At 73.0% G+C, this 14956-nt stretch carries 12 protein-coding genes; 2 read left to right on the top strand and 10 right to left on the bottom strand.

Translation table 11 applies throughout. The features are described from left to right. Both GV126_RS37465 and GV126_RS36460 read right to left on the bottom strand, forming a co-directional pair. Positions 1 to 110, bottom strand: a 110-nt coding sequence (locus tag GV126_RS37465; RefSeq protein ID WP_369123905.1) for a hypothetical protein, incomplete at its 3' end; no start/stop codon positions are given. A gap of 391 nt (positions 111 to 501) precedes the next feature. Further along, positions 502 to 1323, bottom strand: coding sequence for a hypothetical protein (locus GV126_RS36460; protein ID WP_236569987.1), 822 nt, complete (start codon positions 1321 to 1323; stop codon positions 502 to 504). 401 nt (positions 1324 to 1724) lie between these two features. Between GV126_RS36460 and GV126_RS14250 the strand changes: the two genes are divergently transcribed. Next, the gene (locus tag GV126_RS14250; protein ID WP_159666382.1) at positions 1725 to 2492 is read left to right on the top strand and encodes a class I SAM-dependent methyltransferase; all 768 of its coding nucleotides are present in this window, start codon (positions 1725 to 1727) and stop codon (positions 2490 to 2492) included. Between the two features lie 153 nt (positions 2493 to 2645). Here the strand turns inward: GV126_RS14250 and GV126_RS14255 are convergent, their stop codons facing one another. The 3 genes from GV126_RS14255 to GV126_RS14265 are packed head-to-tail and all read right to left on the bottom strand — an operon-like array spanning position 2646 to position 5673. Further along, entirely contained in the window at positions 2646 to 3473 is an 828-nt protein-coding gene (locus GV126_RS14255; RefSeq protein ID WP_159666384.1) for a carbohydrate ABC transporter permease, read from the bottom strand. Between the two features lie 5 nt (positions 3474 to 3478). Further along, on the bottom strand, positions 3479 to 4429 hold the full coding sequence (locus GV126_RS14260) for a carbohydrate ABC transporter permease (RefSeq protein ID WP_159666386.1): 951 nt from the start codon (positions 4427 to 4429) through the stop codon (positions 3479 to 3481). Positions 4430 to 4440: 11 nt separating this feature from the next. Beyond that, positions 4441 to 5673: an ABC transporter substrate-binding protein gene (locus tag GV126_RS14265; protein WP_159666388.1), complete on the bottom strand. Its 1233-nt coding sequence runs from the start codon at positions 5671 to 5673 to the stop codon at positions 4441 to 4443. A 280-nt stretch (positions 5674 to 5953) separates the two neighbouring features. Between GV126_RS14265 and yicI the strand changes: the two genes are divergently transcribed. Beyond that, positions 5954 to 8224 carry an alpha-xylosidase gene (gene yicI, locus GV126_RS14270; RefSeq protein ID WP_159666390.1) on the top strand — a complete coding sequence of 757 codons (2271 nt, stop codon included), beginning with the start codon at positions 5954 to 5956 and terminating at the stop codon, positions 8222 to 8224. A 213-nt stretch (positions 8225 to 8437) separates the two neighbouring features. Here the strand turns inward: yicI and GV126_RS14275 are convergent, their stop codons facing one another. The 5 genes from GV126_RS14275 to GV126_RS14295 form a co-directional block, all read right to left on the bottom strand. Next, positions 8438 to 9019 (bottom strand): sugar O-acetyltransferase, encoded by a 582-nt coding sequence (locus GV126_RS14275; protein ID WP_159666392.1) that lies wholly within the window; start codon positions 9017 to 9019, stop codon positions 8438 to 8440. A gap of 57 nt (positions 9020 to 9076) precedes the next feature. Next, complete coding sequence (locus GV126_RS14280; RefSeq protein WP_159666394.1) at positions 9077 to 11827, bottom strand: SpoIIE family protein phosphatase; 2751 nt, start codon at positions 11825 to 11827, stop codon at positions 9077 to 9079. A gap of 238 nt (positions 11828 to 12065) precedes the next feature. Then, a complete protein-coding gene (locus GV126_RS14285) occupies positions 12066 to 13268 on the bottom strand; it encodes a cysteine desulfurase-like protein (protein ID WP_159666396.1) in 1203 nt (400 codons plus the stop codon). A gap of 184 nt (positions 13269 to 13452) precedes the next feature. Continuing rightward, positions 13453 to 14718, bottom strand: coding sequence for an NAD(P)/FAD-dependent oxidoreductase (locus GV126_RS14290; protein WP_159666398.1), 1266 nt, complete (start codon positions 14716 to 14718; stop codon positions 13453 to 13455). Continuing rightward, positions 14715 to 14909: a ferredoxin gene (locus tag GV126_RS14295; RefSeq protein WP_028423690.1), complete on the bottom strand. Its 195-nt coding sequence runs from the start codon at positions 14907 to 14909 to the stop codon at positions 14715 to 14717. Before GV126_RS14295 ends, GV126_RS14290 begins: the two co-directional genes overlap by 4 nt. Positions 14910 to 14956 lie beyond the last annotated feature (47 nt).

Consider the following 14956-nt stretch of genomic DNA (forward strand, 5'->3'; position numbering starts at 1 on the left):
CAGCGAGGAGAACGAGAGCGGGCAGTAGCAAGACAAACGTTGGTAAGCGTCAGAAAATAGAAATTATATGTGGTTAAATCCAAAACGGCAGAAGCCGGAATGAGATTCATAGGGGCTCGTCCGCAGCGTCAGATGTGTGTAGGAGACAGGACGGACACCGTCACGCGGCAGCGCGCCGGGACCGGACCGCCGGCGCACCCGGATCACCCGGGACGCCGCACACCTTCGCCCGGCCCGCGCAGGAGTCCTCGCCCGGGCCGGTCACGGCGCCCCGGGCAGGCGAACACCGGCTCCCGGACCGGCCGTCGGCCGGATCACCGAGCTGTGAGGCCCCCACCGGTCGTCCGGACCGTGGGACACCCGCGGGCCGCCCGGTCCGGGAAACCTCCGCCCGTGCCCGGACCGTGGGACACCTGCCGGTCAGCCGAGCCGTGGAGCACCTGCCGGTCGCACGGCCCCGGGAACATCCGCCCGTCACCCGGGCCACGGGACACCTGCCGGTCAGGCGGCACCCACGGGTTCGCCGGCCGGGGTGGTGTCCGCCTGGGCGCCGCCCGCCTCGGCCACGGTGTACATGACCGACCGGTTCTGCTTGTACCGCTGGATGCGTCCCTTGGCGACCAGCGACTCCAGCGTGTTGCGCACGACCTGGGGGCTGGGCTCGCGGTCCGGGTGCTTGCGCAGCAGCTCCTCCCGCAGCTCGGCCGCCAGGCGCGGCTCGCTGTGCGCGCTGAGCAGATCCAGCAGCAGGTCGCGCAGCAGCACCTGCTGCCCGCCCTTGTCGCCGGCCTTGTCCGCGGCCTTCTGCGTGTTCTTCCGGGCGTTCTTCGGCGTGCCCTTCTGCGGCGCGGTCTTCTGGGCGGCCTTCTTCGGGGCCGACTTCTTGGCGGGCTTTCCGGCCGTCTTCCGCGCCGTCTTGCGCGCCGTCTTCTTCGCGGCCTTCGGCGCGCTGTCCTCGCCGCCCTGCTGGTCGGCCTTCGCTTCCTGCGGGGCCTGCTCTGCCTCCTGCTTCTGCTCCGCCGGGGCGGGGGCCGCGCTCTCCTCGGCCGGGGCGGCCTCGTCCGCGGCGGTGGAGGCGGACGCGGACTCCGGGGCGGGCGCGGCGGGTTCACCCTGCGCCTGGTGGGGCACGTGTGCCTGGGCGGACGCGTCGCCGGGGTGCTCCGCGAGGTCGAGGATGTTCCGCAGCAGCGTCTCCTCCTGCCTCAGGGACTCCAACTGGCGTGTCAGTTCCTCCTGTTGGCGACGGTTCTGCTCCAGGTCCGTCGCGGCTTGCTCCGCGTATCGCGAGCGGAGCGTGGCATCGGCTGATTCGATCGGCACGGCCGTTTCCCTTCTTGTGAAGACGTTGCTGCGCATGTTACTGGGACACACATGCTCGGCGCCCATAACTGCCAGAGTGCTCCACTGTCCGTCAAATGTGCAAAACCACCCGACGCCACGACCGGTCCCGCCCGCCGTCAGGCCTCGTCCCGCCCGGCGTCCCGCTCGTCGAGCAGCGCCAGGACGGCGTCGGTGGTCCGATGACCGGCGGCACCCGGGCACGCGGCGACGTACGAGGCGATCGCGTCCATGTCCACGCCCCGGCCGACAGCAACCCCCTGGCCAGAAAACGGACGTAACCGGGCGAGGGACACACCCACGTCACGTTGTTGACGCTCCCCGGGGCGGTGAAGGTCAGCAACGGGCACGTCGTCGATCCGACCGGCGCATAGTCTCCGCTCATGCAGGAGACCTCTGTGGCACACTTCTACGACCAACTGGCCGACGACTACCACCTCGTCTACGCGGACTGGGACGCGAGCGTCCACCGGCAGGCAGACGCCCTGCACGCGCTGATCGGCCGGGAGCGGACCGAGGTACTCGACTGCGCCTGCGGCATCGGCACCCAGGCCATCGGCCTGGCGCTGCGCGGGCACCGCGTCACCGGGACCGACCTCAGCCACCGCGCCGCGGCCCGCGCCGCCCGCGAGGCGTCCCACCGGGGCCTGACGCTGCCCACGGCCGTCGCGGACATGCGCCGCCTGCCGTTCGCCGACGGCGGCTTCGACACCGTGGTGTGCGCCGACAACGCCCTGCCGCACCTGCTGACGGAGCAGGAGGTGCGCACCGCCCTGGCGGAGATGCGCCGGGTGCTGCGCCGCGGCGGCCGGCTGCTGCTGAGCACCCGCCCCTACGACGATCTGCTGCGCGAGCGTCCCACCTCCACGCCCCCGCAGGTGCACCGGCCCGCCGGCGGCGCAGAGCGCACCGTCACCTTCCAGCTGTGGCACTGGCACGACGACGGTGAGCACTACGACCTGGAGCACTTCCGGCTCCTGCCGGCGGACGGCACGTGGCAGGTGCGGGTCAGCCGCACCACCTACTGGGCGCTCGGCCGCGACCGGCTGACCGCGCTGGCGGCCGAGGCGGGGTTCGTGGACCGCCGGTGGCGGATGCCGCGGGAAACGGGTTTCTTCCAGCCCCTGTTGGTGGCCCGCGCCGGCACCTGAGCACGGTCGCGTCCGCCGGCCCGTACGGCGCAGGCACGCACGTGCCGACGCCCCGGGACGGAGTCCCGGGGCGTCGGCGGCGGTCACGTGACGGATCTCCCGTCGAGGCCGGCGGTGGTCACGTGACGGATCTCCCGTCGAGGCCGGCCGTGGTCACTTGACGGAACCCCCTGTGATGCCGGCGGCGATGTACTTCTGCGCGACGACGAGCAGGATCGCGGCCGGGACCGCGGACAGCACGGACGCGGCCATGACCGATCCCCAGTCGCCGACATGCGCGCCGATGTACTGATAAATGCCGAGCGTGACCGGCTTGACGTCGTCGGTGGTGTTCAGGGTGAGCGCGAACATGAAGTCGCTCCAGGAGAACAGGAACGCGAACAACCCCGAGGTGATCAGGGAGTTGCGGCTCATCGGCAGCACGACCCTGACGAACGTGCGCAGCGGCCCCGCGCCGTCCACCTGCGCGGCCTCGATGACCTCACCGGGGATGGACACCATGAACGAGCGCATGAGCACGATGGAGAACGGGATGCCCAGGGAGGCGTCCGCCAGCATCAGACCGAAGTAGGAGTTGACCAGGCCCAGGTCGACGTAGGAGTTGTACAGGGCGTTGGCGATGACGATGCCCGGCACCATCTGGGTGATCAGCGTGCCGAACACGATGGTCCGTGAGCCGCGCAGCCCGAACCGGGCCAGCCCGTACGCCGCCGGGGCCGAGATCGCCAGGCAGATGACCACGGCACCCAGCGAGACCACCAGCGAGGTCAGCAGATGACCGCCCTGGTCGGTGATCGCCTTGGAGAAACCCGACAGGTCCAGGCTGTGCGGCACCGGGGCGACCCGGAGCAGCCCCGAGGCGGGCTGCAGCGCGGTGTTGAGCATCCAGTACAGCGGGAACAGCATCACGCACAGGACGAGCACGCCGGCGAGCGTGGAGCCCCAGCGGCGCCGGGGCGCGGTGGACGGACGCGAGGCCATGGACGTCACTTCCCCTCGGTGCGGTTGGCCCGCAGGTAGAACACCGCGAACACCGCGGAGATCAGGATGAGTACGTTGCCGACGACCGCGCCCGCCCCGAAGTCCAGCTGGACGAAGGAGTTCTGGTAGGTGAGCGTGCCCAGGGTCTGGGTGGCGTCGGCCGGTCCGCCGTCGGTCAGCGCGAGGATCAGGTCGAGGATCTTCACCGTCGACATGAAGCCGAGCACCAGGACGACGGTGATGACCGGCCTGAGCATCGGCAGGGTGATGGAGCGGAAACTTCGCCAGGCGGAGGCGCCGTCCAGGGAGGCCGCCTCGTACAGCTCCCGCGGGATCTCCTGCAGACCGCCGTACAGGATGACCATGTTGAACGGGATGCCGATCCAGATGTTCACCAGGATCACCGACAGCAGGGCCACGCCGGGGCTGGTCAGCCACGGGGTGTGGCCGCCCAGGCCGAGGGTGCCCAGGAAGGAGTTCAGGACACCGGTGTCCTGGTCGAGGATGCGCCGCCACACCACGCCGGAGACCACCATCGGCACCAGCCAGGGCAGCAGGATCAGCGAGCGCAGCACGCCGCCCAGCGGGAAACGCCGGTTGAAGAACACCGCGAGCGCCAGTCCGATGCAGAACTGCCCGAGCAGGGAGCCGGCGGTGAACACCAGCGTGTGCCACAGCGCCTTGCCGAACAGGGCGTCCCGGAAGACGTGGGACCAGTTGTCGGTGCCGTTGAAGGGGGCGTGGCCGGTGAAGAACGTCTTCGGCGTGTAGTGCTGGAAGCTCATCACGACGTTGCGCACGAGCGGATAGCCGAAGAACAGGAGCATGAAGACGACCGCGGGTGCGACGAACCCCCACCGGGCGAGCGTGCGGCGGCGCCGCTGCCGGGCCGGGTCCGGGACGGTCGTGCGGGGCTCCCGGGCGGCGGCCGGAGCGGTGATGCTGGACGTGGTCATGGGTGCGTACCTCAGTTCCCGCTCGTGGCCCGCTGCTGGGCCCGCTTCAGGGCGGCCTGGCTGGACTGGCCGGTCAGGGCGGACTGGAAGGCGCTCTGCAGGGCGAGCGAGACGCTCGACCAGCCGGCGCCGAGTTCGGCCGTACGGGACCGGGCGGCGGCCACCTGGCCGGCCAGGGCCTGCAGTTCCGGCACCCGCTTCCGCCACACGGCGGCGGCCTTCTCGTTGGCCGGGACCATCCAGCTGTTGAGGGCGTACGTCAGCTGTTCCTGTTCGCTCGACAGGCAGGCGACGATCCGCCCGGCCATCCGCTCGCGCGCCGCATCCCCGGTGTTCGGCACCGTGAGCACCGCCCCGCCCAGGGGGCCCACGGACGCGGCGCCCGCTCTGGGCACCGGGATCCGGGCGATGCCCCAGTGCAGCGACTTGTCGGTGTTCAGCGTCTCCACCTGCCACGGCCCGTTGATCATCATCGCCGCGTTGCCGGCCATGAACTGGTCGTTGACGTCCGCCTGCGTCCAGCTGACCGTGGACTTCGACAGCGATCCGTCCTTCAGCAGGCTCTTCCAGAAGTCGAGCGCCTGGACGACCCGCGGGCCGTCCAGCCGGCGCTCGTCGCCGCCGTTGGACCACATGAACGGCAGGAACTGGAAGACGCCGTCCTCGGCACCGCCCGCGCTCAGCGCCAGCCCGTAGCGCTTGCCCCGGGTGAGCTTCTTCGCGCTGGCGCGCAGCTCGTCCCAGGTGGTGGGCACCGGCAGCCCGGCCTGCCGGAGCACGTCCTTGTTGTAGAAGAGCGCGAGGGTGTTCACCGAGCGGGCCGCGCCGTAGTACGTCCCCTTGTAGGAGCCGAAGTCGACGATGCCCCGCGGGATGTCGCGGGTGCTCAGGCCGAGCGTCCTGAGGTCGATCAGACCGCCCGCCTCGGCGAAGGTCGGCATCTCCGAGGCGTCGAACTGCACGATGTCCGGCAGCGACTTGGAGGACGCCATGCGCAGGGCCTTCGTCATCACCTGCGCCGCCGGGACGCTCTGCTGCTCGATGGTGATCCCCAGCCGCTTGCCGCAGCGGGCCATCGCCTCGGCGTCCCAGCGGTGGTAGGTCTCGTCGGTCGAGGAGTTCAGGACGGTGTACACACCGTCGTCCCGGTCCTGTCCGCAGCCGGTCAGTGTCGCGGAGGCGACCAGGACACAGGCGGCGGCGACGATCCTTGTGCTGAAGCTCGTGTTGAAGCGCTTCGACATCGGGCGGCCCTTGCTGTCGTACGGCTCGGTCGCGGCGCCGAGCCGGTTTGTTTGTTGGGATGACTATTACGTCACAGGGGTGCCGCAGCGCTAGACCCCGGAAACGTGATTCTGTCGTCGCTCAGCGGCTCAGGCTCCCTCGTTCTCGCATTTCCGCAGGTGAGACGCGGGTTTCTAGGTGGTGGGGGTCGTGGGCGGCGGGAGTTCTGTGTACGATCGCCTCTCGTCCGGGGCGCTCCCGTACCCCTCTCCGCCGGCCCCCGCTCCCCTGAGGAAGATGATGAAGTTCACCGATGGCTTCTGGCGTATTCGCGACGGCGTACAGATCGCGTACGCCACGGATGTGCGCGACGTGCGGACTGAAGCGAAGCGCTTCACCAGCTATGCGGCCGTGAAGAAGGTGGCGCACAGAGGGGACACCCTGAACGCGCCGCTGCTCACCGCCGAGTGCTTCTCTCCCGCGGAGGGTGTCATCGGCGTCCGGGTCACCCATCACGCGGGCACCCGGCGACCGGGCCCCGACTTCGCGCTCGGCGGCCCGGCGGACGGCGCCGGTACGGTGCGCCAGGACGGCTCCGTCACCGAGCTGACCAGCGGCCCGCTGACCGTGCGCCTGGACCGCTCGCGCCCCTGGGCCCTCACCTTCCTCGACGCCGACGGACGGGAGCTGACCCGCGCCGACGCCCGCAGCACCGCCTTCGCCACCACCGCCGAGGGAGCCCACCACCTGCTGGCCCGGCTCGGGCTCGGCGTCGGCGAGCAGATCTACGGCCTCGGTGAGCGCTTCACCCCGTTCGTGAAGAACGGCCAGGTCGTCGACATCTGGCAGGCCGACGGCGGCACCCGCAGCGAACAGGCCTACAAGAACGTCCCGTTCTACCTCTCCTCACGCGGCTACGGCGTCTTCGTCAACCACCCAGGAAAGGTCTCCTTCGAGATCGGCTCGGAGTCCGTGGGCCAGGTCCAGTTCAGCGTCGAGGACCAGAGCCTGGAGTACTACGTCGTCGCCGGGCCCACCCCGAAGGACGTCCTGACCCGCTACACGGCCCTCACCGGCCGTCCGGCCCTGCCGCCCGCCTGGTCGTTCGGCCTGTGGCTCACCACCTCCTTCACCACCGACTACGACGAGCACACCGTGACGTCGTTCGTCGACGGCATGGCCGAGCGCGGCATCCCGCTGTCCGTCTTCCACTTCGACTGCTTCTGGATGCGCGAGTACCAGTGGTGCGACTTCGCCTGGGACCCGGACGTCTTCCCCGACCCGGAGGGGATGCTCGCCCGGCTCAAGGACAAGGGCCTGAGGATCAGCGTGTGGATCAACCCCTACATCGCCCAGAAATCGCCCCTGTTCGAGGAGGCCGCCGAACTGGGGCACCTGGTGCGCCGCCCGGACGGCGACGTGTGGCAGTGGGACCTGTGGCAGGCCGGCATGGGCCTGGTCGACTTCACCAACCCGGCCGCCCGCGCCTGGTTCCAGTCCAAGCTGAAGCCGCTGCTGGACCAGGGCGTGGACTGCTTCAAGACGGACTTCGGCGAGCGCATCCCCACCGACGTCGTCTGGCACGACGGCTCCGACCCGGAGCGGATGCACAACTACTACACCCACCTGTACAACCGGACGGTCTTCGAACTGCTGGAGAGGGAACGGGGCCAGGGCGAGGCCGTGCTCTTCGCCCGCTCCGCCACCGCCGGCGGCCAGCAGTACCCCGTCCACTGGGGCGGCGACTGCTGGTCCTCCTTCGAGGCCATGGCCGAATCCCTGCGGGGCGGGCTGTCGCTGTCGCTGAGCGGCTTCGGGTTCTGGAGCCACGACATCGGCGGCTTCGAGGGCACACCCGACGCGTCGGTGTTCAAACGCTGGCTGGCCTTCGGCCTGCTGTCCTCCCACAGCCGCCTGCACGGGTCCTCGTCCTACCGGGTGCCGTGGGAGTTCGGTGACGAGGCGGTCGAGGTCGCCCGGCGATTCACCCTGCTCAAGCACCGCCTCATGCCGTACCTGTACGGCGCCGCGGTCGAGGCCCACCGCACGGGTGTGCCGGTGATGCGGCCCATGGTCCTGGAGTTCCCGCACGATCCGGCCTGCCGCACCCTGGACCGCCAGTACATGCTCGGTCCCGACCTGCTGGTCGCCCCGGTGTTCAGCGAGGACGGAGCGGTGGAGGTCTACCTCCCCGAGGGCACCTGGACCCACCTGCTCAGCGGCGAACGGGTCACCGGCCCGGCCTGGCGGACCGAGCACCACGGCTACGACAGCCTGCCGCTCTACGTCCGCGAGGGCGCCGTCCTGCCGCTGGCCGCCGACGATCAGCGCCCCGACGGCGACTGGCTGGACGGCCCCACCCTCCTCGTCCACCCGCCGGCCTCGCCCGACTACACGCACACGGTCACCGTCCCCGACCTGACGGGCGCCCCGGCCGCCACGTACGAGGTCCGCAGCGACGGCGACACCCTGCGGGTCACCGCCCACGGCACCGACGCCCCGTTCACCGTCCGCGTACCGGGCGGCGCGAGCGCCGAGGGTACGGGGGAGGTGACGGTCCCGCTGGACTGACCCGGCGGGCACAGCGCGTGGACCCCGGCGCCCGCCCACTCCTGCGAGCACCCGCCTGTGCCCCTCAGGGAACGTCCCACCGTCATGGCAGCCACCGGACACACCGACCCCCTGTCCGAGGGCAGCCGGCGCGGCCTCGTCCTCGCCCCGGAGCTGCGCACGCCGGCCGCCCGGCGGTCCGCCTACCGGGCGTTCACCGAGGAGGCCGGGTGGTCAGAGGGTGCGGACGGGGCGGGCGGGGTTGCCGACCGCGACGACACCGGCGGGCACGTCCTTGGTGACGACCGCGCCCGCGCCGATGACGGAGTTCTCGCCGATGGTCACCCCGGGCAGCACGATGGCGCCGCCGCCGAGCCACACGTTGTCCCCGATGGTGACGGGCCGGGCGGCCTCCAGCTTGTCCCGGCGCGGCTGCGGCTCCAACGGGTGGGTCGGGGTGAGGAGTTGGACGTTGGGCCCGATCTGGCAGTCCTCGCCGACGGTGATCGCCGCGACGTCCAGCGCGGTGAGGTTGTAGTTGACGAACGTGCGGGCGCCGATGGTGATGTTGTCGCCGTAGTCGACGTACAGCGGAGGCCGCACGTGTGCGCCCTCGCCCAGGGAGCCCAGCAGCTCCGCCAGGACCGTTCCGGCGTTCTCGGGATCCTCGACGTAGGCGGCCTGGTAGCGGGCGGCCAGGCGCACCGCCCGCTGCTGACGCCGGGCGATCTCGGGGTCGTCGGCGATGTAGAGGTCGCCGGCCCGCATGCGCTCCAGGTGGGTGCGGGGGTCCTGGGCGAAGTAGTCCATCGGCATGCGGGGGAGCGTACCCGCGGCAGCGTGCGAACCGCACTGCCTCGCGCGGCCGGTCCGCTACCGGTCGAACCGGTCCAGCTCGTCCTCCCAGGCGCCGAGCAGGACCTCTTCCCCGTACTCCTCCACTCCCGTGGCGGAGCCGCCGCGCAGGGACTGCTCCGTCCAGATGACCTTGCCCTCGCCGGTGTAGCGGGTGCCCCAGCGGTCGGTGAACTGGGCGACGAGGAACAGGCCCCGGCCGCCCTCGTCCGTGAGGGAGGCCCGCCGCAGGTGCGGCGCGGTGCTGCTGCCGTCGAAGACCTCGCAGATCAGGCAGTGGTCGCGCAGCAGCCGTACCCGCACCGGGGGACTGCCGTGGCGGATCGCGTTGGTCAGCAGCTCGCTGAGGACCAGCTCGGTGGCGAACGCGACGTCGTCCAGCCCCCACTCCCGCAGCCGGCGCCCGCATGCGGCACGGACGGCCGGCACGGCGGCGGGATCGGAGGGGACCTCCCATTCGGCGACGCGTTCCGGGGCCAGCCGGCCGGTGCGCACCACCAGCAGGGACACGTCGTCCCGGGTCCGGTCCGAGACCAGGGTGTCCACGAGCACCCGGCAGGTCTCCTCGGGCGTCAGGTCGCCGGCCTCGCCGAGCGTGCGGCGCAGCAGGGTGAGGCCGGAGTCGATGTCCATCTCGCGGCTCTGCACGAGTCCGTCGGTGAACAGCAGCAGCCGCGACCCCTCCGGCACCCGCAGCTCGGCCGTCTCGAAGGGATGCCCGCCGACGCCCAGGGGCGGCGAGGCGGGCACGTCCGGGAACGTGACACGGCCGTCCGGGCCGACCAGGGCGGGGCCCGGATGGCCGGCCCGGGCGATGGTGGCCCGGCCCGAGACCGGGTCGTAGACCGCGTACAGGCAGGTGGCGCCCGCGACCTCGGGGCGCTCTCCCCGGGCCGCCGGATCCTCGTCGATGCGGTGCACCAGCTCGTCGACGCCGCTGAGCAGTTCCTCCGGCGGCAGGTCCAGGGAGGAGAAGTTGTGGATGGCCGTGCGCAGCCGGCCCATGGTGGCGGCCGCGTGCAGTCCGTGCCCGACGACGTCGCCCACCACCAGCGCGGTCCGCGCCCCGGACAGCGGGATCACGTCGAACCAGTCGCCTCCCACGCCGGCTTGCGCGGGCAGGTACCGGTGGGCCGCCTCCACACCGGTGGTCTCCGCCAGGGCGGCGGGCAGCAGGCTGCGCTGGAGCGCCACGGCCGTGTGGTGCTCGTGGGTGTAGCGGCGGGCGGTGTCGATGGCGGGCGCCGCACGGGAGGCCAGCTCCTCCGCGAAGGCGACGTCCTCCGGCTCGAACGCCGGTGAGCGGTCGGCACGGTGGAAACCGACCATGCCGATGACGGTGCCGCGGGCACGCAGCGGGACCCGGGCCGTGGAGCGGATCCCGCCCTCCCGCAGCCGCCGGGCCTCGCGGGGGTCCGCGGCACCCGCGTCCGGCGCCGTGCCGGGGCCGTCGGACGGCACGGACGGCGCGGGGGCCGCGGGGTCCGTGGGCATGGGACCGGGCGGCCGGGTGAGTTCGCCGACGGGCAGCAGCGGAGGGTCGTTGCGGGCGTCGGCGACCGCCACCCGGCGCATCGCCGCGTCCGGCGGCGGCTCCTCGCCGCGCACGACCTCGTCGGGCACGGAGACGGTGGCGAGGTCCGCGAACCGCGGGACCGCGACCCGCACCAGTTGCTGCGCGGTGCGCACCACGTCGAGGGAGGTGCCGAGCCCAGCCCCGGCGTCGTAGAGCAGGCCCAGGCGCCGTCGCGCCGTCTCCGCCCTGCCCGCCAGTTCGCCCAGCTCCGTGGTGTCCCGGAGGGTCGCGACGGTGCTGGACGGCCCGCGGGGCGGGGTGGTCACCCGGGTGTTCACCGCCAGCAGGCGGTCGCCGGCCAGCTGGACGGTGTCGGTGACGGCGTGCCCGGACAGCAGCAGCTCGGTGACCGCCGGGTCCAGACCCAGCGCGGTGACCGGTCGCCCCTCGGCCGGTCCGGTCAGCGACAGCAGGCGCCGCGCCTCGTCGTTGGCCAGCAGCAGCCGGCCGTCCGCGCCGATGATCAGCACCCCTTCGCGCACGGAGTGCAGAACGGCGTCGTGATGCTCGTACATCCGGGTCATCTCCGCCGGGCCGAGCCCATGGGTCTGACGGCGCAGCCGCCTGCTGAACAGCGCGGTCGTCCCCACCGCGAAGACCAGCGCCCCGGCGGCGACGCCGATCAGCACGGGCAGCTGCCGCTCCAGCATGTGCTGGACGCCGCGCACGGCGACCGCGACGGTGACCGCGCCGACCACGGAGCCGTCGGCCGACCGGACGGGCACCACCGAGGTCACCGAGGCACCGGCGGTGGTGTCGATGACCTCGGTGGAGTGGGTGGCGGGAATGGGGGGGGGGTGGGGCACCCGGCGGCCGATCAGGCGCGGGTCCGGGTGCGTGTAGCGGATCCCGGTGGGGGAGTAGACGACGATCAGGTCGACACCGGTGGCCTTGCGCAGGCTCTCCGCCCGCGGCTGCAGCACGGCGGTCGGGTCGGGGCCGGTCACGGCCTGCGCGGTGCCCGGCGCCCCGGCCAGGGTCTCGGCGGCCACCAGGGTCCGGGTGCGTGCCTCCTCCATGGCCTGGTTGCGCGACTCCAGGGCGGTGAACAGGGTGCCCAGGGAGATCAGGACCACCACCAGGACCAACTGGAGCGCCAGCACCTGGCCCGCGACGGTGCGCGGCGCGGACCACCAGCCCGAGCGCCGTCCCCGGCGTGAGGTGTGGCCGGACGGGCGAGAACCTCCGGGCATCTGTGGCCGCCTCTCCCTTGTGGAGCGGAATGCCCTGATGTGTCACCTTTTTTCTAGCACTGTTGTGTGAGGACAGCGCGGCTGCCCCGCGCCGCGGCGCTGCACGGCCGTCCGGCCCCGGTGCCGGCGGCACGCCGCACCGCACGACGCCACGCGACCGTCGGCACGCCGCGGCAACGGCGAGCCCGCCGAGCTCTGCGCCGGCTCCTCTCGCGCCGGCTCCTCTGGCTCCGGCTCCTCAGCGGGGCAGGCGGGCCAGCGCGGTCAGCAGCCGGTCGACGTCCTCGGCACAGCTGTACGGCGCCAGCCCGACGCGTACGCCGCCCTCGTCGCCCAGCCCGAGCCGGCGCGCGGCCTCCACCGCGTAGAAGGACCCGGCAGGGGCGTCGACGGCGTGCTCGGCCAGGTGCCGGGAGACGTCCGCCGGGCGCAGACCCGCCACGGTGAACAGCAGCGTCGGGGTGCGGTGCGCGGCCCGTGAGTGCACGGTGATCCCGCCGAGGTCCGCCAGCCCCCGTTCGATCCGCTCGCGCAGCGCGTCCTCGTGGGACTCCAGCGCCGCGAACGAGGCGGCCAGCCGCTCCCGGCGGCCGCCCCCGCCGCCCGGTGCCAGGTCGGCGAGGAAGTCCACCGCCGCGCGCGCGCCGGCCAGCAACTCGTAGGGCAGCGTTCCCAGTTCGAAACGCTCGGGCACGGCGTCGCTGGAGGGCAACAGCTTGTCGGGGCGCAGTGTCCGCAGGAACCCCGGATCGGCGGCCAGCACGCCCAGGTGCGGCCCGAGGAACTTGTACGGCGAGCACACCAGCGTGTCCGCGCCCAGTGCGGCCAGGTCGACGGTGGCGTGCGAGGCGTAGTGCACCGCGTCCACGTGCAGCAGCGCGCCCGCGTCATGGGCCAGGGCGGCCAGGGCCGGGATGTCGGGGCGGGTGCCGATCAGGTTGGAGGCCGCGGTGACGGCGACCAGCCGGGTGCGCTCGCAGAGCACCGCCGCCACGTGCTCCGGGCGCAGCTCGCCGGTGGCCGGGTCGAAGTCCGCCCAGCGCAGGGTCGCGCCGGCGGCCTGCGCCGCCTGCACCCAGGGGCGGATGTTGGAGTCGTGGTCCAGGCGGGTGACGACCACTTCGTCCCCCGGCCCCCAGTCCTTGGCGAGCGTGCGGGACAGGTCGTACGCCAGCTGGGTGGCGCTGCGGCCGAACACCACGCCGCGCGGGTCCGCCCCGAGCAGGTCCGCCAGCGCGGCACGGGCCTGCGTGACGATGTCGTCCGCGTTGCGCTCGCCCTCCGTGGTCCGGCCCCGGTTGGCCAGCGGGCGGGTCAGGGCCTCGGCGATCGCGTCGATGACCGGTTGCGGTGTCTGGGTGCCACCGGGTGCGTCGAAACGCGCAGAGCCGGACTTCAGGGCGGGTATCCGCGCGCGGATCGCGTCGACGTCGAGGGCCATGGGACCTCCAGGAGGGCGCGGGTGACTTCGGCGGGCGGCAGGCCGACCAGCCACATGATCGCAGCGCGGAAGGTGGGGAGCCAGGGCCGGTCGCCGGCGGCCGCACCCGGTCACGTCGCCCTTGCGGCCGGGCGCGGCGCCCCGCCCCGCTCACCCGGAAGGAGCGGGGCGGGGCGCGGGGGGCTCAGGCGTCCACCGCCACCGTCAGGCGGGCGGGGGCCTCCGGCCACGTCGACGGCGTGGCGGCCAGCGCGCGCAGGGACCGGGCCTGGCGCGGCGGCAGCCCGATCGCCAGGGCGCCGACGGCGTGGTCGGCCGTGCCGTACAGGGCGGCCGGGCGCAGCGGGTCCTTGTCGAGGTGGAGCACCTCGATCCGCTCCGCCCCGGCCAGGACGCCGTACGCCTGCAGCTTCAGGTCGTACTGGTCGGACCAGAAGTAGGGCACCGGTGCGAACGGGCGGCGCTCGCCGAAGCGTTCGGGCTCCAGCTCGGCCAGCAGGTTGCGGGCGGCGGCCAGGCCCTGCTCGCTGGCGTTCATCCGGTGCTCGATGCGCAGGTGCCGCCGCAGCACCGGGTGGTACCAGCGGGCGACGTCGCCGGCGCCGTACAGGCCGGGAGCCGCGGCGCAGAACTCGTCGCAGCCCAGTCCGTCGGACAGGTCCACTCCCGCCGCCTCGGCACCGGGTCCGCGCAGCCAGCCGACGGCCGGGACGGAGCCGACGGCCAGCAGGACGTCGTCGGCCTCCACCGTGGTGCCGTCGGCGAGGACGACACCGGTGGCCCGGCCCGACTCCGTCCGCACGCCGGTGACCGCCTGCCCGGTGTGCAGGGTGACGCCGTGGGCGCGGTGCACCTCGGCGAGCAGCCCGCCGACCTCGGCGCCCAGCACCCGCTCCATGGGGGTGTTCTGGGTGCCGACGAGGGCCACGTCGTGGCCGAGCGCGCGCGCCACGGCGGCGGCCTCGGCGCCGAGCACGCCGCTGCCGACGACGGCCAGCCGCCGGCCGGGCACGGCCAGGCGCCGGCGCAGGACGAGCGCGTCGTCCAGGGTGCGCAGGACGTGCACCCCCTCGATCCCGTCCGCGCCGGGCAGGGTGCGGGGGGTGACTCCGGTGGCGGCGACGACGCCGGCGCACCGCAGGACGGTCGGCCCGTCGCCGTCCAGGGTGAGCGTGCGCTCCAGCGGGTCGTAGGCGGTGGCACGGGTGCCAAGCCGCAGGTCGAGCTCCAGGCCGGAGAGCTGGGCGCTGTCGCGCAGCGCGGTGCGCTCGGGCTCCCACGCTCCGGAGAGGACCTGCTTGGACAGCGGCGGCCGGTCGTAGGGCAGGCGGGGTTCGTCGCCGACGAGGGTGATCACCCCGTCCCAGCCCAGGCGGCGCAGCCCCTCCGCCGCGGCCAGCCCGGCCGCGGCGGCGCCCACGACGGCGATGCGGGGGCGGGCGGCGCTCATTCCCGCACCTGGATGGCCGCGGCCGGGCAGATGGTGGCGGCCTCGCGGACCGCGGCGTGCTGCGCGGCGTCCGGGGAGGCGTTCAGCAGCACGACGATGCCGTCCTCGTCACGCTGGTCGAACACCTCGGGGGCGACCAGTACGCACTGGCCGGCGCCGCAGCACTTCGCCTCGTCGATGGTGATCTGCATCAGGGGTTTCCTTCTGGTGTGGGGGGTGTGCTCAGTGGGGGTGGGGC

The sequence above is a fragment of the Streptomyces mexicanus genome (assembly GCF_902506575.1).
Lineage (GTDB): Bacteria > Actinomycetota > Actinomycetes > Streptomycetales > Streptomycetaceae > Streptomyces > Streptomyces mexicanus.